16 protein-coding genes are annotated in these 18,281 nt (G+C 73.3%); 5 read left to right on the top strand and 11 right to left on the bottom strand.

Translation table 11 applies throughout. The annotated features are described in order from the left end of the window. Positions 1-19: 19 nt before the first annotated feature. The gene (locus ACWIZO_RS06550) at positions 20-1,249 is read left to right on the top strand and encodes a fatty acid desaturase family protein (RefSeq protein WP_448641694.1); all 1,230 of its coding nucleotides are present in this window, start codon (positions 20-22) and stop codon (positions 1,247-1,249) included. Positions 1,250-1,371: 122 nt separating this feature from the next. On the opposite strand, the gene ACWIZO_RS06555 is transcribed toward ACWIZO_RS06550, so the two are convergent. From ACWIZO_RS06555 to rpsF, 7 genes are all read right to left on the bottom strand, one after another. Beyond that, the gene (locus ACWIZO_RS06555) at positions 1,372-3,258 is read right to left on the bottom strand and encodes an Ig-like domain-containing protein (protein ID WP_448641695.1); all 1,887 of its coding nucleotides are present in this window, start codon (positions 3,256-3,258) and stop codon (positions 1,372-1,374) included. A gap of 158 nt (positions 3,259-3,416) precedes the next feature. Then, complete coding sequence (locus tag ACWIZO_RS06560) at positions 3,417-3,794, bottom strand: cupin domain-containing protein (protein WP_448641696.1); 378 nt, start codon at positions 3,792-3,794, stop codon at positions 3,417-3,419. A gap of 232 nt (positions 3,795-4,026) precedes the next feature. Continuing rightward, a complete protein-coding gene (dnaB, locus tag ACWIZO_RS06565) occupies positions 4,027-6,606 on the bottom strand; it encodes a replicative DNA helicase (protein ID WP_448641697.1) in 2,580 nt (859 codons plus the stop codon). A gap of 692 nt (positions 6,607-7,298) precedes the next feature. Continuing rightward, entirely contained in the window at positions 7,299-7,754 is a 456-nt protein-coding gene (gene rplI, locus ACWIZO_RS06570) for a 50S ribosomal protein L9 (RefSeq protein ID WP_446757946.1), read from the bottom strand. 2 nt (positions 7,755-7,756) lie between these two features. Next, complete coding sequence (rpsR, locus tag ACWIZO_RS06575) at positions 7,757-7,993, bottom strand: 30S ribosomal protein S18 (RefSeq protein WP_089305905.1); 237 nt, start codon at positions 7,991-7,993, stop codon at positions 7,757-7,759. Positions 7,994-8,050: 57 nt separating this feature from the next. Then, positions 8,051-8,539 (bottom strand): single-stranded DNA-binding protein, encoded by a 489-nt coding sequence (locus tag ACWIZO_RS06580; protein WP_448641698.1) that lies wholly within the window; start codon positions 8,537-8,539, stop codon positions 8,051-8,053. 2 nt (positions 8,540-8,541) lie between these two features. Beyond that, on the bottom strand, positions 8,542-8,829 hold the full coding sequence (gene rpsF, locus ACWIZO_RS06585) for a 30S ribosomal protein S6 (RefSeq protein ID WP_091113613.1): 288 nt from the start codon (positions 8,827-8,829) through the stop codon (positions 8,542-8,544). Positions 8,830-8,999: 170 nt separating this feature from the next. Between rpsF and ACWIZO_RS06590 the strand changes: the two genes are divergently transcribed. Then, a complete protein-coding gene (locus tag ACWIZO_RS06590) occupies positions 9,000-9,812 on the top strand; it encodes a deoxyribonuclease IV (RefSeq protein ID WP_448641699.1) in 813 nt (270 codons plus the stop codon). A gap of 63 nt (positions 9,813-9,875) precedes the next feature. Here the strand turns inward: ACWIZO_RS06590 and ACWIZO_RS06595 are convergent, their stop codons facing one another. From ACWIZO_RS06595 to ACWIZO_RS06605, 3 genes are all read right to left on the bottom strand, one after another. Further along, complete coding sequence (locus ACWIZO_RS06595) at positions 9,876-11,411, bottom strand: glycosyltransferase family 87 protein (RefSeq protein WP_448641700.1); 1,536 nt, start codon at positions 11,409-11,411, stop codon at positions 9,876-9,878. Between the two features lie 22 nt (positions 11,412-11,433). Beyond that, positions 11,434-13,863, bottom strand: a complete 2,430-nt coding sequence (locus ACWIZO_RS06600; protein WP_448641701.1) for a transglycosylase domain-containing protein — start codon at positions 13,861-13,863, stop codon at positions 11,434-11,436. A 147-nt stretch (positions 13,864-14,010) separates the two neighbouring features. After that, positions 14,011-14,430: a DUF5318 family protein gene (locus tag ACWIZO_RS06605; protein WP_448641702.1), complete on the bottom strand. Its 420-nt coding sequence runs from the start codon at positions 14,428-14,430 to the stop codon at positions 14,011-14,013. 157 nt (positions 14,431-14,587) lie between these two features. Here ACWIZO_RS06605 and ACWIZO_RS06610 point away from each other — a divergent pair, with 157 nt between their 5' ends. The 3 genes from ACWIZO_RS06610 to ACWIZO_RS06620 all read left to right on the top strand — a co-directional run bounded on the left by ACWIZO_RS06610 (position 14,588) and on the right by ACWIZO_RS06620 (position 17,352). Then, positions 14,588-15,181: a PadR family transcriptional regulator gene (locus ACWIZO_RS06610; RefSeq protein ID WP_448641703.1), complete on the top strand. Its 594-nt coding sequence runs from the start codon at positions 14,588-14,590 to the stop codon at positions 15,179-15,181. Between the two features lie 147 nt (positions 15,182-15,328). Continuing rightward, complete coding sequence (locus ACWIZO_RS06615) at positions 15,329-16,408, top strand: inositol-3-phosphate synthase (protein ID WP_448641704.1); 1,080 nt, start codon at positions 15,329-15,331, stop codon at positions 16,406-16,408. Between the two features lie 119 nt (positions 16,409-16,527). Beyond that, a complete protein-coding gene (locus tag ACWIZO_RS06620) occupies positions 16,528-17,352 on the top strand; it encodes a hypothetical protein (RefSeq protein ID WP_448641705.1) in 825 nt (274 codons plus the stop codon). Positions 17,353-17,580: 228 nt separating this feature from the next. On the opposite strand, the gene ACWIZO_RS06625 is transcribed toward ACWIZO_RS06620, so the two are convergent. Continuing rightward, complete coding sequence (locus tag ACWIZO_RS06625) at positions 17,581-18,246, bottom strand: YqgE/AlgH family protein (protein WP_448641706.1); 666 nt, start codon at positions 18,244-18,246, stop codon at positions 17,581-17,583. Positions 18,247-18,281: the final 35 nt, after the last annotated feature.

Raw genomic sequence — 18,281 nt, forward strand, 5'->3', positions numbered from 1 at the left:
ACCCGAGGAGCCGCACCGCATGACCGTCCTGCAGAAGAAGGCCGTCAACCCCATCGAGCACCTCACGCCCGAGGACGTCGAGCTCATCGGCAAGGAGCTCGACGAGATCCGCCAGGGCGTGATCGACAGCCGCGGCGAGTCCGACGCCCGCTACATCCGCAGGGTCATCGACGTGCACCGCAAGATCGAGCTGGGCAGCCGCGCCGTCCTGCTCGCGTCGGGCTTCCCGCCGGCCTGGATCGCCGGGACGATCGGCCTGTCGATCGCCAAGATCCTCGAGAACATGGAGATCGGGCACAACATCCTCCACGGCCAGTGGGACTGGATGCGCGACCCGAAGATCCACTCCACGACGTGGGAGTGGGACATGGCCAGCCCGGCCGACCAGTGGAAGCACTCGCACAACGAGCTCCACCACACGTACACGAACGTGATCGGCAAGGACAACGACCTCGGCTACGGCATCATGCGCGTCGACGAGGACCAGCCGTGGACCCCCATGTACCTCGGTCAGCCGCTGTGGAGCTTCATCAACGCCTGCTTCTTCGAGTACGGGATCGCCGCCTACGACCTCGAGCTCGGCGCGGTCATCGCCAAGAAGCAGACCGGTGACCCGGAGTTCCGCCGCCGCGCCAAGCAGGTGCTGGTCAAGATCGGCCGGCAGGTGCGCAAGGACTACGTGCTGCACCCGCTGCTGTCGGGCCCCAACTTCGTCGCCACCCTGGCGGCGAACTTCACCGCCAACATCGTGCGCAACCTGTGGTCGAACTCGGTCATCCTCTGCGGGCACTTCCCCGAGGGCGTCGAGACCTTCGAGAAGAAGTCGATCGAGGGCGAGACCCGCGGTGAGTGGTACCTGCGCCAGATGCTCGGCTCGGCCAACATCTCCGGCTCCCGGGCGATGCACATCCTGACCGGGAACCTGTCGCACCAGATCGAGCACCACCTGTTCCCGGACCTGCCGAGCAACCGGTACGCCGAGATCGCGCCGAAGATCCGCGACCTGTTCGACCGCTACGGCCTGAACTACCACACCGCGCCGCTGCCGCGGCAGGTCGGCTCGGCCTGGCACAAGATCATCCGGCTGTCGCTGCCCAACGGCTGGCTGGAGCTCACCAACCGCCGCAACCTGCTCCAGCAGCTGGCAGTGCTCTACGAGATGACCACCGGCACCCCCAAGGTCCGCCGCACGCTGCAGCGGAAGCTGACTGCCGGGGTGCGCCTGAGCCGGGCGGCCACGGCCGCCTGAGAAAGGACCCCGCTGCCCCCCACCGCTCGCACGCTCGCGGCGGGACCCTGCACCGGGGCCGGTGTGGGGAAGGGCCCGGGACGACGACCGTCGTCCCGGGCCCCTCTGCGTTCGGCGTCCGGTCAGGGCCGCAGTGCCGGCTGGTCGAAGTTCAGCGCCAGCAGCAGGTCCGGGTCGCTGATCGGCACCTCCCACACGGCGCCACCCTGGTCGGGGTCGACGACCTCCCCGCGGCCGAGGAAGGCCGCCACCTGCGCCTGCCCCGGGAGCGCCCCCAGCGGGAACTGCACCGGGTTGAGCAGGAAGCCGTGCGGGTTGGTCGCCGCCTGCGGCGTCCTGTCGTTGCGGTACAGGCTGGTCCGTGACCACAGGTCCCCGGCGTCGACGACCGTGTACGACGTCGGGTTGGGCACCGTCTGGTCACCGAAGGCCACCTGGAACACCGCCCGCTCCGGGGCGATCAGCGGCGAGAAGGTCTCCGGGCTGCCCGGACGCGACAGCCAGGTCGACCGGGCCAGGTAGTCCTGGATGGCCACCGCACCCGGCACGGTCACCGTCACCGGGCCCTCGCCCCGCAGCGGCATCTGCTCCTGGAACCAGTTCCGCGTCGGGTCGTCGCTGTTGAGCAGGCCCGCGGCCCGCAGCGCCTCGGTCAGCCCCGGCCGGAACACGCCCAGCCGGCTGATCTCGGTGATCGGTCCGCCGGCCACGTCGAGCACCGAGCGGGCGATCGTCGGGTCGGCGCCGGTGACCATCGTCCCGTAGATGCCGCCGAAGCTCTGGCCGAAGTAGGTGACGCCCTGGCCGGAGAGGTCCGCCGTCCCGTCGCCGTCGACGTCGGTGCCCCCCACGGAGCGCACCAGGGTCATGACGTCCGCGGAGGTCTGGCGCAGCGCGTCCCGCGAGGACTGGGCGGCCGCGGCGCCGGTCGCCGAGGAGCCCTCGGTGCTGTCGACCGTCCCGTCGCCGTTCTGGTCGACGCCGCGGCCGTACGCCGGGATCGTCGTCGTCGCGCCACCGAGCGGGGTGACCTGCCAGGCGCTGTCCGGGCCGAACCCGTGACCCACGACGTCCGTGGCGATGGTCGCGATCCCGCTCTGCGCGTTGACGATGGCCGCGAGGAACACGTCGGCCGCGGTGCGGGTGAAGCCGTGACCGAACACCGCCGTCGGCCACCCGCCGGCCGGGGCGGTGCCCTCGGGCAGGACGGCGACGAACGGCAGCCGGACCGCCTCGACCGGCTGCGGGCCCGCGTCGCGGGTCGGCGTCTGCTCGATGGTGACGTCGGGACGCAGCCAGGACGGCGCCTCGAAGGAACCGAACACCAGCGTCCCGCCCGTCGCCGCCTGCGGCACGGGCACGGTCGCCGTCGTGTCGGCGCCGGTGGTGGAGGTGTCCTGCACCAGCGAGACGCTCGTGCCGCGCGCCGGGAAGACGCCCTCGACCTGCAGGCCCGGGGTGGTGTCCGTGGCCGTGAAGGCCTGGCCGCTGTCGATCTGCTGCCGCAGGTCGAGCAGGCCGTCGGTGGCGCTCAGCGTGGTGAACGTGTCCTGGATCGACCGGTGCGGACCGTCCTGCACGCGCAGCCGATAGGTGGTGGCGGGAGCGAGCTGCTCGGCCGGGTGGGCGTAGAGGGTGTCGGTCTCCGGGTCCCAGACGACGCGGTCGACGCCGGTCCGCCACCCGGCGTCCTCCGCCTGCACGGTGATCCGTGCGGCCACCCGTGCCGGGTCGTCCACCGGCTCGCTGAACCGGATGGCGATGCGGGGGTCGAGGTCGAAGCCGTCGAGCTGGTTCAGCTGCTGCGTCAGGCCGCAGGAGATGGGCTGACCGCAGCCCTCGAGCGGCAGGGCGACCCGGCGGCCGGTGACCTGGCCGGGGTCGGCGACGGTGAGAGAGTCCGACGGGAAGACCGAGAGCGGCTCGGGCCTCTGCGCGTCCGCCAGCGCGGGTGAGGCGGTGACCGAGAAGGCGGTGAGGGCCAGCGCACCGACGACCGACGAGGTCATCCGGTGCCAGCGTCGTTGCTGCACAGGCGTCTCCAAGCTGAGGGGAGGGACGCCCCTTCGTAGCCGACGGTGAGCCGCACCACAAACACGGACGGTTCCCGCAGGTGGACGCACCGCCGGGGCACGGCCGAGCGCTGATCCACGTGGAACACCGGCGCTCAGAGCAGGACGACGCTCTCCTGCTCGTTGGGGTCGGTCCGGGCCACCAGCGCCCGGGCCGGCCGGTCCGTCGGGTTGAACGGCTGGTGCGGCACCCCGGCGGGGATGTAGACGAAGTCGCCGGCCTGCACGGTGTCGACGTGCTCGAGGTGCGGGCCGTGCCGGAACGAGGTCGACCCCTCGAGCACGAAGATCGCCGACTCGTGGGCCTCGTGCAGGTGGGCCCGGGCCTCGGCACCGGGCGGGAGCACCAGGAGGTGCAGGCACAGGGCCTCCGAGCCGCAGCTCTCGGCCGAGACGCCGGTGGAGTAGTCGAGGTCCTGCTTGCCGCGGTAGCCCGGGCCGCTGCCTCCGCGGATGATCCTGCACTGCCGCATCAGGGCCTCCCCGGCGTCCTGGGACGTGCCAGATGACCGTAGTGATCCGCAGCGGCCGCCCCCAGGGCCCGAGGACCCGCCATCCGCCGATCCCCTCGGCCCCGGGCCGCAGTCCGAACGAGACCGGGTGCCGGTGTCCTGACCGGCGGGACGACGAGAGGCCCGGGACCGTGTGGTCCCGGGCGCCTCCTCTCGTCCGGCCGGTACCGGCCCTGCGTCAGTCGGCCACGCCTCAGTTGGCCATGTCGACGAAGCGGCTGTAATGACCCTGGAAGGCGACCGTGACGTTCGCCGTCGGACCATTTCTGTGCTTCACCAGCATGATGTCCGCTTCTCCCGCACGCGGTGATTCCTTCTCGTACATGTCTTCTCGGTGGATCATCATGACCATGTCGGCGTCCTGCTCGATCGATCCACTTTCGCGAAGGTCCGAGAGCATCGGCTTCTTGTCCTGCCGTTGTTCTGAACCGCGGTTCAGCTGCGACATCGCGATGACCGGGACCTCGAGCTCCTTGGCCAGCAGCTTGAGGGCACGGGAGAACTCCGAGACCTCCTGCTGCCGGCTCTCGACGCGCTTCCCCGACGTCATGAGCTGGAGGTAGTCGATGACGACGAGCTTGAGGTCGTTGCGCTGCTTGAGCCGCCGCGCCTTGGCCCGGATCTCCATCATCGTCATGTTCGGCGAGTCGTCGATGTAGAGCGGTGCGTCGGCCACCTCGCCCATCCGGCGGGCGAGCTTGGACCAGTCCTCGTCGGACAGCGTCCCGGCGCGCATGTGGTGCAGCGGCACCTTCGCCTCGGCCGACAGCAGACGCATGGTGATCTCGTGCTTGCTCATCTCGAGCGAGAAGATGACGGCCGGCAGGTGGTGCTTCACCGTCGCAGAACGCGCGATGTCCAGCCCGAGCGTCGAGTTGTGCGTGGGGATGAAGCTCCGGCCGGCGAGGAACAGAGAGTCTGCGGCGTCGACCTGGATGCAGCGGACGGGCACGCTCACCACCGGCCGCACGTCCGTGACGAAACGGACGCCGCGGGCCGTGAACGTGCGGGCACCGCGCTCCTTGTGCAGGAGCTTCTTGCGCTCGAGGGCGAACACCTCGTCGTCGGTGCTGAAGGTCAGCGTGTAGCAGGTGGACGAGGCCTCGGTCCGGCCCCGGACCCGCTTGGTGCTCATCCGCACGCGGTGACCGAGACCCGCGATCAGTTCCCGGGCGTCCTCGGCCAGTCGCCGGTTGGTGACGGCGAACTGCACCGCCCCACCCCCGGTGACCGTGCCGTCGGTGTCGAGCAGGCCGGCGAGCAGGGCCCGCCGCTGAGCCACCGAGGCGCGCAGGTAGGCGACCGGGATGTGCTTGTCGCCCAGCACGCCCAGCGTGCGCAGCAGCCCCTTCACGGTGCCGTGGTCGTCCCGGCAGACCTGGCACTGCGCCATCCCGCTGGACGGGCCGCCGCAGTCGGGGCAGGCAGCCTGCCGGCCCACACCACCGCTGGCCCGCAGGGCGCCACCGCAGGTCTTGCCACACGTCTGCACCTGTGCGGTCCTCGGCACGAACAGCCGGCCGCACATCGGGCAGGGCCGCTCGGCGGGCGACGGACGGGCGGGCAGACGCATCGAGTACGGCCGGTCGACCCCGGTGGGGACGACGACCAGACCCTCGGCCTCGATGTAGGTGGCGATCTCGGGGTCGTTGCTCGTGTACTGCGCCGCGGCCGAGGTGCCGTCGCCCAGCCACACGCCGAGCGCGTACGGCGGCACCAGCAGGTCGGCCTCGGGCAGGTCGAGCGGGGCGGCGTTGACCACGGCGTGGTTGAGCCGCCGGTCCGCGGTCGCGCAGCGGACCGTGCGGGCCAGCTCCTCCGTCGTCCGGACGTGAGCCTCGCCGCGCTCGCCGAGCCGGCGGGCGGCGCGGTCGGTGGTGACCCACTGGTGCTGGGCGTCGGCCACGACCACCGAACCGTCGGAGAAGTGCACCTCGTAGCAAGGCCGGTCGGTCATGACGTCGGTGGCGGCGACGACCGTCGTGGGACGCCCGTCCCCGCCGAGCACCCGGTCGCCCACCCGGACCGCACCCATCGTCGTCCAGCCCTCGGGTGTGGCGATCGGGGTGTCGAGGGCCAGTGCCTTCCCGACACCGGGACGGGCGGCGATGACCACCATCTGGCCGGCCTGCAGACCGTTGGTGAGCTCGTCGAGATCACGGATCCCCGTGGGGACGCCGCGGGCGGTGCCGCCGCGGGAGGCGATGGCGTCGAGCTCGTCCATCGTCGGCTGCAGGACGTCCTCGAGGCGCGAGTAGTCCTCGCTCATGCGCTTCTCGGTGACGTCGTAGATCTCCTGCTGCGCGCGGTCGACGATGTCGTCGACGTCGCCCCGCCCGCCGGCCGCGCCGTAGCCGAGCTGCACCACGCGGGTGCCGGCCTCCACCAGCCGCCGCAGCACCGCCTGCTCGGCGACGATCGCGGCGTAGTAGCCGGCGTTGGCCGCCGTCGGCGTGGAGGCGATGAGCGTGTGCAGGTAGACCGCGCCGCCCATCTTCGACAGCTGGTCGGTGCGGTTGAGCTCCGCGGCGACGGTGATCGCGTCGGCCGGCTCCCCGCGGCCGTAGAGGTCGAGGATGCAGTCGAAGATCACCTGGTGCGCCGGCCGGTAGAAGTCCGGGCCCGCCAGCACCTCGACGACGTCGGCGATCGCGTCCTTGCTCAGCAGCATGCCGCCGAGCACCGACTGCTCCGCCGCGACGTCCTGCGGCGGCTGCCGGTCGTACGCCGGCGCCGTCGCGGACGGTCGGCTGAAATCGTCGGCCACCGCCACGGGAAGCCCTCCTTCTCTCCACCGGCGCACCCACAGACAGACCCCGGCCGCTGACCGGGGTCTGGTGGGGGAAGCACCAGGACTGCTGGCACGCACGCTCGAACGCCTGTTCGAGCACGAGGCTAGGTCGGGGTGCCGACGAAACCGCCGACGTCGACCGCCGGGGAGGACGTTAGGAAGTGCGGCCGGGCGCGTCCAACACCGCTGTGGGGAGCGTTCTGCACAACTTGTGGACAAGTCGGTGGACACAGGCGTGTCGACATGTGGAGACGGCGGGGGACGGGGACGGGCCGTCGTGCTCCTCCGGGGCCTGACCTGCGCAGAGACCGCCCACCGGGTGTGGACGGGAGAAAGTCCGGAGAACTCGCGGTGTCGGGCACCGGCGTGTCGCGCACCCCGACCCACCCGTACCGGTGGTCACACGTCCACAGGACGACGGCCGGCGGATGGTGGGGCGGTGCCGACACGGCGCCCGGTGTCGACACGGCGCCGCGTCCAGCCGCCCGCGCGACCGCCGTGGACCCACGGGCTCCGCGGGGGGACCGAGGGGCGCCGGCGGCGGCCCTCGGCCGCGGCGACGGTCTCCGGGGCCCCAGGACACCCCTCAGGACCCCCGGACGCCGTGAGGGGCGCCGGACGATGTCCGGCGCCCCTCACGGGCGGTACAGCGGCCGTCAGCCGGCCGCGCGCGCTCAGCCGGCGACGACCTCGATCGGCAGCTGGGCGGTCACCTCGGGGTGCACCCGCACGGTGACGGTGTGCCGGCCCGTGGTCTTGATGCTGCTGGGCAGCTCCACCCGGCGGCGGTCGAGCTCCGGGCCACCGGCCGCGGTGACGGCGTTGACGACGTCGGCGGTGGTGACGCGGCCGAACAGCCGGCCGCCGTCACCGGCGCGGGCCGGCACGCGGACGGTCAGGCCGGTGAGGCGCCCGGCCACGGCCTGGGCCTCCTCGAGCGAGCGCACCTCGCGGGCGGCGCGCGCCCGGCGCAGCGACTCGACCTGCTTCTCGGCACCGCGGGTGGCGACGATGGCCAGGCCGCGGGGCAGGAGGTAGTTGCGGGCGTACCCGCCCTTGACCTCCACCGTGTCACCGGAGGACCCGAGACCGGTGACCTCCTGCGTCAGGATCAGCTTCTGGGTGCTCATGGTCAGCGCGCCGTCGAGGTGTAGGGCAGCAGGGCCATCTCGCGGCTGTTCTTCACGGCCACGGCGACGTCCCGCTGGTGCTGGCTGCAGTTGCCGCTCACGCGGCGGGCACGGATCTTGCCGCGGTCGGAGATGAACTTCCGCAGCAGGGTCGTGTCCTTGTAGTCGATGTAGGTCGCCTTGTCCTTGCAGAACTGGCAGACCTTCTTCTTGGGCTTGCGCACGGGGGGCTTGGGCACTGGGTTCTCCAGGTACGGCTAGGTACGACTAGGGGTGGGGGCGAGGGGGTCCTCGCTCTAGAAGGGCGGCTCGTCGGACGGGCCGGCCGGCGTCGACCAGGGGTCGCTGGCCCCGCCGCCGCCACCGAAACCGCCGCCACCGCCGCCGCCGCCGAAGCCGCCACCGCCGCCACCCTCACCGCGGGAGGCCCGGGTGACCTTCGCGGTGGCGTAGCGGAGCGACGGGCCGATCTCGTCGACCTCGAGCTCGACGACGGTGCGCTTCTCGCCCTCCTTGGTCTCGAACGAGCGCTGCTTGAGGCGCCCCGAGACGATGACCCGCGAGCCGCGGGTCAGCGACTCGGCGACGTTCTCCGCCGCCTGCCGCCACACGTTGCACCGCAGGAAGAGGGCCTCGCCGTCCTTCCACTCCTGCGACTGCCGGTCGAAGGTGCGCGGCGTCGAGGCGACGGTGAAGTTGGCGACCGCGGCCCCCGACGGCGTGAACCGCAGCTCCGGGTCGGAGGTCAGGTTGCCGATGACGGTGATGACGGTCTCGCCGGCCATGCTCAGTGGACCTCGGGCCGCATGAGCTTGGTGCGCAGCACCGACTCGTTCAGGTTGAGCTGGCGGTCGAGCTCGGCGACCGCGGCGGGCTCGGCCTGGATGTCGATGACCGCGTAGATGCCCTCGACGTTCTTCTTGATCTCGTAGGCCAGGCGGCGCCGGCCCCAGATGTCGGTCTTGACGGTGCCACCGGAGTTGGTGACGACGGTCAGGAACCGGTCGAGGGAGGGAGCGATCGTGCGCTCCTCCAGGTCGGGGTCGAGGATGACCATCAGTTCGTAGTGACGCACGGAGAACCCCACCTCCTCTGGTCTGTGGCGGCTGCAGGACGTCTGCAGCAGGAGGGTCGTACACGCGTCGCGCGCCCGGTCCCGCCGACGACGGCGGGCGGACGCGCAGCTCTGAGGCTACCAGCGCCGCCGGGTGGGGACGCCGGCCGTGCCTGACTACCGTGCGCGGGGTGAGCACGCACCCGGTCGGCGTCCACGTCGGACCCGGCCTGACCGAGGACAACGAGCTCGACGCCGGTGGCCCGCTGGCCCGTGCCGCCGAGATGGACGCCGACGGCGTCCAGGTGTTCCTGGGCGACCCGCAGGGCTGGAAGGCCCCGCCGCCGCGTCCGGACGCCGAGGACCTGCTCGCCTCCGACGTCGCCGTCTTCGTGCACGCGCCCTACGTGCTCAACGTGGCCTCGACCAACAACCGCATCCGCATCCCCAGCCGGAAGAACCTGGCCGTGCACGCGCGGGCGTCGGCGGCGATCGGCGCGCGCGGGATGGTCGTGCACGGCGGGCACGTGCTCGCCAAGGACGACCCGGCCGCCGGGTTCGACAACTGGCGCAAGACGTTCGTACGGCAGGCCGAGGACGGCGGCTTCCCGCTGCCCCTGCTGATCGAGAACACCGCCGGCGGGGACAACGCGATGGCCCGCGAGCTCGGCGCGGTGGCCCGGCTGTGGGACGCCGTCGGCGAGTTCGGCGCCGGGTTCGTGCTCGACACCTGCCACGCGTGGGCGGCCGGCTGGGACCTCGCCACCGCCGTCGACGACGTCCGGGCGGTCACCGGCCGCGTCGACCTGGTGCACCTGAACAACAGCCGCGACCCGGCCGGCTCCGGCCGCGACCGGCACGCGCCGCTGACCGGCGGCGAAATCCCGCTGGAGGTGCTGCTGGAGGTGGCCCGGGCCGCCGACTGCCCCGTCGTCCTGGAGACGCCGGGCGACGCCGCCTCGCACGCGGAGGAGGTCGCCCTCGTCCGCGAGGCCCTCGGTTAGCCGTCCTCCCTCACCGCAGCGCGTCCTCCCTCACGGTGGGCGGTGAGGGAGGACGCGCCACGATCAGGTCACCTGATCCCGGACGAGCCGCCGGCGTCGCAGGGTCACCGCGTCGGGCGCGCCGTCCAGGGGGCCGCCGGCGGGGTCGTCGACGCCGGGCCACGACGTGCGGACGACGTCGTCGTCGGGGTCCCACACGTCGCGCACCACCAGGCCCACGAGCACGAGGACGGCGAGGTCGCGGACGCCGACCGCGAGGAAGAACCACTCGGTGCCCACGCCGCGGTCGTCGGTGCCGAGGTACCAGAGCATCCGCACCCCCCACAGCACCGCCTCGGTGGCCTGCCAGGCCAGCAGCGAGCGCCACCGCGGCCGGGCCAGCACCGCCAGGGGCAGCAGCCACAGCGAGTACTGCGGGCTCCACACCTTGGTCACGAGGAGGAAGCCGGCCACCAGCAGGAACGCGACCTGGCCCACCCGCGGGCGCACCGGCGCGCGGAGCACCAGCCAGCCGAGCGAGGCGACCACCAGCAGCACGCAGACGGCGACCAGCGCGTTGAGCACCACCGGCGTCTCGCCCTCGGCCAGCGGCCCGTCGAGCAGCGTCCCGCCCGATGCGGTGATCGCCATGTTCCACAGGGTGTCCGGGTCGGCCGGGCGGCTGCTGTTGAGCCGGAAGAACAGCGACCAGTTCTCCGGCGCCAGCAGGGCCACCGGGACGTCGACCACGAGCCAGGCGACCACCGCCGCGACCGCGGCGCGCAACCACGCGCGCAGCCGGCCGGCCCGCAGGCACAGCAGGAACAGCGCCCCGAGCAGCAGCGCCGGGAACAGCTTGGCGGCGGTGCCCAGGCCGAGCAGGACGCCGGCGAGCACGGGCCGCTCGTGCGCCCAGGCCCACAGGCCGCAGGCGGCCAGGGCCACGGCGAACAGGTCCCAGTTGGTGAAGGCGTGCACCAGCAGCAGGGGGGACAGGCCGACCATCGCCGCGTCCCACGGACGGTGCCCGGAGGCGCCCAGCACGGCGCGGGCGGTGACCAGCGCGCAGAGGCTCAGCAGCAGGCAGGTGGCCACGTAGTAGGCCTGCACCGGCGGCACCTGGGGGAGCAGGCCGGCCGCTGCCGCCAGGTCGTCGTAGGCCCGGCCGAGGGTGGCCGCCAGCGCCATGAAGGCGCCGGTGAGCACGGGGTACTCGACGGCCGAGTCGAGGTAGGGCAGCGCGCCGGAGTCCAGGCCGTGGATGCCGAACAGCGGGACGGTGTCGGAGTAGCAGAAGTGCGTGTACTGGACCGAGCCGGCCCAGTCGCCGTCGGCGCAGGGCGACTGCTTGAGCCAGGCCAGGGCCAGCACGGCCGTGGTGAAGAGCAGGCAGACGCGCAGCGGCGTCCAGAACAGCGCCCGGCCGGTCACCGCGTGCCGCCCCCAGGGTCCGCCCACGGCCTCGCTGGCCTGCGCGGCGACCGGGTCCACCCAGGTGGGCACCACCCGGTCGGGGCCGCGCCCGGCCGGGGGGAGCGCGGGCTGCGGGTCGGGGAACGCCGCGGGCCCGTCCGCCGGCGGAGTCGCCGGGGCGGACGGGCCCGTGGGGGAGGAGCTCACCTGCGCCAGTGTGCCGGGCGGGTCAGCCGGTGGGTTGCGCCTGTGTCGGAGGCGGCGGCGCGCCGTTCTGGCCGCCGGCACCGGCACCGGCACCGTCGCCGGTGCCGCCCCCGGTGCCGTTCTGACCGCCCAGGCCGACGTTCGGGTCGACGGTCGGGGCGTCGCCCTCCACCGGTGCCGGGGCGGGCACCTGCTCGGTCGGCGACGGCGTGGTCGGCTCCGGGGCCTGCGTGGTCGGCTCCGGGGCCTGCGTGGTCGGCGCGGGCGCGGCGGTGGTCGGCTGCGGGGTCGGCTGCGACTGCGTCGTGGGTGCCGCCGTCGTCGGCGCGGCCACGCCCTGGCCCGTGTCGCCTCGGATGCGCGGCGAGTTGGGCAGGTCCTCCTCCGGCGTGCCGGCCAGCGTGGTGTCCATGAACTCCTGCCAGATGGCGCCCGGCAGGCCCGCGCCGTAGATGATCCGGTTGTCGGCGTTGCGGATCGGCTGGTAGCCGTCGCTGCCCATCCACACCGCCGTCGAGACCGAGGGCGTGTACCCGACCATCCAGGCGTCGGAGTTGTCGTCGGCGTCGATGCCCTGAGTACCGGTCTTGCTGGCCACCTCGCGGCCGTCGTCGAGCGAGCGGCGCGAGTAGTCCGCCACGCCCTCCAGCGCGTAGGTGACGTCGTTGGCCACGTCGGCCGACAGGACCTGCTCGCCGGCGTTCTCGCCGTTCTCCAGCAGCACCGCGCCCGACGTGTCGGTGACCCGGCTGATGAACGTCGCGTCGCGGTGCACGCCGCCGCTGGCGAAGGTCGCGAAGCCGACGGCCTGGTCGATCGGCCGCATCTCGTACTGCCCGATGCCGATCGACGCGCCGGTCTGCCCGGTCTCCGGGTCGGCCAGCGTCGGGCTGCCGTCGAGGCTGCCGCCGGTGACGGCCGGCCAGGTCTCGGGCATGCCGGTCGCGGCCAGCGCCGTGTCGCGCACGTTGGTCGGGCCGACCTCGTAGGCCAGGCCGTAGTAGGTCGTGTTCAGCGAGCGGGTCATCGCCTCGATCAGCGTGCAGGCCCCGCAGGAGACGCCGCCGGAGTTGCGCACCGGCAGCCCCGGGCGGTCCGGGAACTCCTGCGGCGAGCTGCCGTCGCGGCGGGCGTTGACGCTGATGCCCTGGTCCAGCGCCGTCGCGAGCACGTAGGGCTTCATCGACGAGCCGGGCTGGCGGCGGCTCTGGGCGTAGTCGATGGCGCCGTCACCGGCACCGACCGGGCCGCCGTAGTACGCCCGCACCCCGCCGGTCCGCGGGTCGACCGAGACCAGCGCCGTCCGGAGGTTGTCCGGCTGGTCGTCGGTCAGGACGTCGCCGACGGAGGCCACCGCGGCGTCCTGCGCGGCCTTGTCGACGGTGGTGGTGATCCGCAGGCCGCCGGCGCGGATCTGCTCGTCGGTGTAGCCCCGCCCCTCGAGCTCGGCGAGGGCCTGGGAGACCACCAGGCCCTCCGGGCCGGTCGGGATGCCGAGCGCGGAGGCCTCCGGGCGCGGCAGCACCGGCGGGTACACCGAGGCGTCCCGCTCGTCCTGCGTCATCCAGCCCTCGTCGACCATCGCGTCGAGGACCAGCCCCCAGCGGTCCTGCGCACCCTCGGCGTTGCCCTCGGGGTCGTAGTTGCTGGGGCTGCGGACGAGGACGGCGAGGACGGCGCCCTGCTGCGGGGTCAGCTCCGCGGCCGAGACGCCGAAGTAGGTGTTCGCCGCGGCCTCGATGCCGTAGGCGCCGCGGCCGAAGTAGATGGTGTTCAGGTAGTTCTCCAGGATCTCGTCCTTGGAGTACTGGTTGTCGAGCTTGACCGCGAGGAAGAGCTCCTGGAACTTGCGGCTGAAGGTCTGCTCCGACGTCAGGAACGCGTTCTTGACGTACTGCTGGGTGATCGTCGAGCCACCCTGCGTCGAGCCGCCGGTGACGTTGTTCCACGCCGCGCGGACGATCCCGGTGAAGGAGATGCCCGGGTCGGAATAGAAGTTCCGGTTCTCCGCGGCGAGGACGGCGTTGCGGGCGCCCTCGGAGACCTCGGTCAGGGGCACGTTGGTCCGGTTGGTGTCACCCAGGCGGGCCATCTCGGTGGTGCCGTCGGCGTAGTAGACGACGGAGGTCTGCGCGCTCTGCACCGAGTCCGGGTCCGGGACCTCGGTGGTCGCGTACACGACGCCGACGAACACCCCGAACAGGACGAACAGACCGGCCAGGGTGGCCAGCGCGATCTTCAGCCGGCGACGGCGGCGCTGCTTGGGAGTGCGCGCCTTCGGGCCGCCGGGGCCGCTCCCGGCCGGGCGCGACCCCGCCGGACGGCTGCCGGACGGGCGGGACCCGCCCGGGCGGGCGCCGCCGGAGCGCGCCGGCGTGCGGCCGCGGCCGGCCGGCGGGCGCCGGGGCGGGCCCTGCGGTCCGACCGGGGTGGTCTCGTCGTGGGGAGGCACCAGGCAGCCCCTCCTCGGTAGTAGGTGGGCGGGACGTGGTCCCGCCCAGCGTGGTGTTCTCGGCTGTGTGTACCCGGGAGGACGCGCGCGGGCGCCGTCCCCCTGGGACGTGTGTGACGGACGGTCCGGCGGTCCCCCGCCGGCCGACTACCGCTGGTCGGTGCCGGCGCGGCGCCGGGCCCGGCGCGGCTGGCGCCCGGGTGCCGGCTCGGCCCCCAGGACGTACGAGGAGTCCAGGTGGTTCCACCCGCACGCCCGGCACACCTCGACGGTGTAGACGGAGAACTCCTCCTGCGCGGCGTCCATCCGGGCGAGCTCCGTCTCGGTCTTGGCCTGCCCGGACACGTGCCCGAGCGACTCGCCGTAGACGTAGTTCACCAGCGTGAGGCGCTCACGGCGGCAGACCGGGCAGGGGACGTCGGTGGGCCGGCCGTGGTACCTCGCGGCGCGGGTGAGGTACGGGCTGGCGTCGCAGACCTCGAAGAGCCCGGTGCGCCCGGACTGCACGTCCGCGAGGACGGCCCGCCGGTGCAGCGAGTAGTCCACGACGGAGCGGCGTCCGGGCACGGCCGCCAATGTACGCAGGTGCGCCACCGCGGTGGCCCGTCCAACGCCCCTGCCGGGGGTCGCCCGATGGTGCGCGAGCGGTCTCCGGTTGCGGCCTCCGACACCCCCCGATGTATCGTCTCGATACATCGACCGACACGGACCGATGGGGGGCGGAGTGCTCGAGTTCGCCATCCTCGGACTGCTGCAGCAGACCCCCATGCACGGCTACGAGCTGCGCAAACGGCTCGCAGAGGTGCTCGGGGGTCTGCGCAGCGCCTCCTACGGCTCGCTGTACCCCGCACTCAAGCGGTTGCACGCCGCCGGGCTGGTCAGCACCGACGAGCCCGACCGGCGGGCGCCGCTGCCGGCCGACGCACCGCCGCTCACCGGCCGGCGCGGGAAGGTGGTCTACACGATCACCGCGGAGGGCAAGGAGCGTTTCGCGGAGCTGGTCAGCCAGGCCGGCCCCGAGACGTACGACGACGGCCGGCTCTTCGGCGTCCACCTCGCCTTCTTCCGGCACACCGCCGCCGACGTGCGGCTGCGCATCCTCGAGGGGCGCCGCCGCACCGTCGAACGGCAGCGGGAGGGCCTGCGGTCCTCGCTGGCGCGGACCCGCGAACGGCTGGACCGCTACACGCTGGAGCTGCAGCGCCACGGCCTCGACTCGGTCGACCGGGAGGTGCGCTGGCTGTCGGAGCTCATCGACAGCGAGCGGCGCGACCCGGGCCCGGACGGGACCCCGGAGCCGCCGTCCGGCCCCGACTGACCGCGCACCCAGCACCACCCACCGAGCACGACTGCCGCGCCGAGCGCCGGCAGCGCACCACCGGCTGCCCGCTCCACCGGCAGCCGCCGCCAGGGCCGCAACGGTCCCGAGCACGAGGACCACCCGGTCCAGGGAGAAGGGAAGACCATGGGAGCTGTCAAGGTCGCCATCGTCGGCGTGGGCAACTGCGCCGCCTCGCTGGTGCAGGGCGTGCACTACTACCGCGACGCCGACGAGACCACCTCGGTGCCGGGCCTGATGCACGTGCGCTTCGGCGAGTACCACGTCTCCGACGTGCAGTTCGTCGCCGCGTTCGACGTCGACGCCAAGAAGGTCGGCCGCGACCTCTCCGAGGCCATCGTCGCCAGTGAGAACAACACGATCACGATCTGCGACGTCCCGCCGCTGGGCGTGCCCGTGCAGCGCGGCACCACCCTCGACGGCCTGGGCCGCTACTACCGCGAGACGATCGAGGAGTCCGACGAGACGCCGGTCGACGTCGTCGCGGCGCTGCGCGAGGCGCAGGCCGACGTCCTGGTCTGCTACCTGCCGGTCGGGTCGCAGGAGGCCGCGGAGTTCTACGCCCAGGCCGCCCTCGACGCCGGGGTCGCCTTCGTCAACGCGCTGCCGGTCTTCATCGCCGGGACCGAGGAGTGGGCGGACAAGTTCACCGCCGCCGGCATCCCGATCGTCGGCGACGACATCAAGAGCCAGGTCGGCGCGACCATCACCCACCGGGTGCTGGCCAAGCTGTTCGAGGACCGCGGCGTCCAGCTCGACCGCACGATGCAGCTCAACGTCGGCGGCAACATGGACTTCAAGAACATGCTCGAGCGGGAGCGCCTGGAGTCCAAGAAGATCTCCAAGACCCAGGCGGTGACCAGCCAGGTCGGCCGCGACATGGGCACCGGCAACGTGCACATCGGCCCCTCGGACCACGTGCCGTGGCTCTCGGACCGCAAGTGGGCCTACGTCCGCCTCGAGGGCCGCGCGTTCGGCGACGTCCCGCTGAACCTGGAGTACAAGCTCGAGGTCTGGGACTCCCCGAACTCCGCCGGGATCATCATCGACGCGGTCCGCGCGGCGAAGATCGCCAAGGACCGGGGGATCGGCGGCCCGCTGCTGTCGGCGTCGTCGTACTTCATGAAGTCCCCGCCGGAGCAGTACCGCGACAGCGAGGCGCGCGACAAGGTCGAGGCGTTCATCCGCGGCGACGTCGAGCGGTAAGGCCGCTCCTGCAGGGCCGCCCAGGGCCCGCTCCCCGTTCGGGGGGCGGGCCCTGTCCCGTCCCCGGTCGCCGCGCGTGGGACGCCGGAGCCGTGCCCGGCCTGCCTAGGCTGATCGCCATGCCGCGCCGCCTGCTCGCGATCGCGCTCGTCCTGCTGGCGGTCCTGCTCACCGGCTGCTCCGACGACTCCTCCGACCGGCAGCCCGGCGACCCGGTCACGGCCGAGGAGGCCGAGGTGCTGGCCGGGCTGCTGGCCGGCAACACCGAGGAGGGCGGCGCCGACGTCGTCGTCACCGCGCCCTTCGGCGAGGGCGGGCTGCTCACCCTGACCGGGGAGGTCGACCTCGCCGGCGCGGCCGGCCGCGCCCGCGCGGTGACCGACTACGGCGACGACCGCCCCGACGACGTCCGCACCGTGTTCTTCACCCCGGAACAGATCTGGTTCGGGGACCTGCCGGGCCTGCCGGCGGCCCTGGCCGCCGCGGGGCTGCCCGACGTCCCCTTCCTGCGCCGGCCGGTGGCCACCGGGACCGAGGCGGTGCCGCTGACCGACGTGCTCGTGCGGCTGGTGCTCAACCTGGGCGCGGCGGAGGCCGACGACGCCGGTGCCTTCACCGGCGGCGGCACCACGTGGGAGGGGCAGCGCTCGATCGACGGGCAGCTGGCCACGGTCTATGCCTCGGACAGCGGCTGGTCGGTGGCCGTGGACGACAGCACCGGCCTGCTGCTGCAGTACGTGACGCCGCTGCCCGGCCTGGCCGGCGGTGCCGACGCCGGTGCCGATGCCGACGCCGGGGGCGATGCCGACACCGACGCCGACGCCGCTGCCGACGTGACCGTGACGCTGGCCGACCACGGGCCGCGGACGATCGCGCTGCCGGAGGAGGGACAGACCGTCGACGCGGTGGCCAACCCGGGCGTGGCCGCGGCGGTCGGCGTCTAGGAGGACCCCCTCGCCCCCCACGCTCGGCGCGGGGCCTTGCGAGGGGGCCGTTCCAGCAGCTCACCGGGCTCGGCACGGGGCCCTGCACGGGGCCGTTCCAGCACCGCGGCAGCGGCCGGGTCGGGACGTGGAGGGAGGGGGCGGCCTCTTCCCCAGACCGCCCCCTCCGGGGTTCTTCCTACCAGATCCCCGCCGGACGCGGCTACCGGGGACGGCGGGTCGGGTGACTCAGTTCGCCGAGGGGTCGGCCGGCGCGGTCGACAGCACCGCCAGGCGGCCGGTCTGCCGCGCCAGGACCGCGCGCCACAGCGCCGAGCCCGCCAGGTCGCTGAGCACGTCACCGGGCGTGCCGGGCACGCAGGCCCACGCGCCCTCGGCGATCTCACCGGCCAGCTGATCGGGCGACCAGCCGGCGTAGCCGGCGAACACCCGCAGGCCCGCCAGGCCGTCGCCGAGCGCGCCGGGGTCGGCGTCGAGGTCGACGAGGTAGACGTCACCGGCGACGCGGCGCAGCCCGGCGTCCTCGGCTCCCGCCGCGCCGGCCCAGCTGGCCAGGCACAGCGCGGTGTCGGTCTCGCACGGGCCGCCGACGTGGAAGACGCCGGGCTCGACGGCCAGGTCGCACCAGCCGGGCAGCACGTCGCGGATCTCGACCTGGCTGGGCCGCCCGAGCACGACCCCCAGCGTGCCGCTGTCGTTGTGGTCGAGCACGTAGACGACGCTGCCGGCGAAGTTCGGGTCGGTCAGCGCCGGCATGGCGACCAGCAGGGAGCCGGGACCCACGTCGTCGAGCGAGCCGGTCGAGAGCTGCGGGACCGCCGCGCGGCGTCGGCCCGTACCCGGCCGGCTCGGCCGGCCGGACTCCGGGTCAGGTGACGGGGGCACCGTGGACATCCATCCCAGTGTGCAACAGCCGGGCGCTCAGGGGG

This window comes from Geodermatophilus sp. URMC 63 (assembly GCF_053502565.1).

Coding starts and splice junctions, on each gene's coding strand:
- rplI (WP_446757946.1), bottom strand. CDS start 7,754: ATGAGCACCCAGAAGCTGATCCTGACGCAGGAGGTCACCGGTCTCGGG.
- ACWIZO_RS06625 (WP_448641706.1), bottom strand. CDS start 18,246: ATGTCCACGGTGCCCCCGTCACCTGACCCGGAGTCCGGCCGGCCGAGC.
- ACWIZO_RS06620 (WP_448641705.1), top strand. CDS start 16,528: ATGCCGCGCCGCCTGCTCGCGATCGCGCTCGTCCTGCTGGCGGTCCTG.
- ACWIZO_RS06615 (WP_448641704.1), top strand. CDS start 15,329: ATGGGAGCTGTCAAGGTCGCCATCGTCGGCGTGGGCAACTGCGCCGCC.
- ACWIZO_RS06560 (WP_448641696.1), bottom strand. CDS start 3,794: ATGCGGCAGTGCAGGATCATCCGCGGAGGCAGCGGCCCGGGCTACCGC.
- ACWIZO_RS06555 (WP_448641695.1), bottom strand. CDS start 3,258: ATGACCTCGTCGGTCGTCGGTGCGCTGGCCCTCACCGCCTTCTCGGTC.
- ACWIZO_RS06580 (WP_448641698.1), bottom strand. CDS start 8,539: ATGGCCGGCGAGACCGTCATCACCGTCATCGGCAACCTGACCTCCGAC.
- ACWIZO_RS06550 (WP_448641694.1), top strand. CDS start 20: ATGACCGTCCTGCAGAAGAAGGCCGTCAACCCCATCGAGCACCTCACG.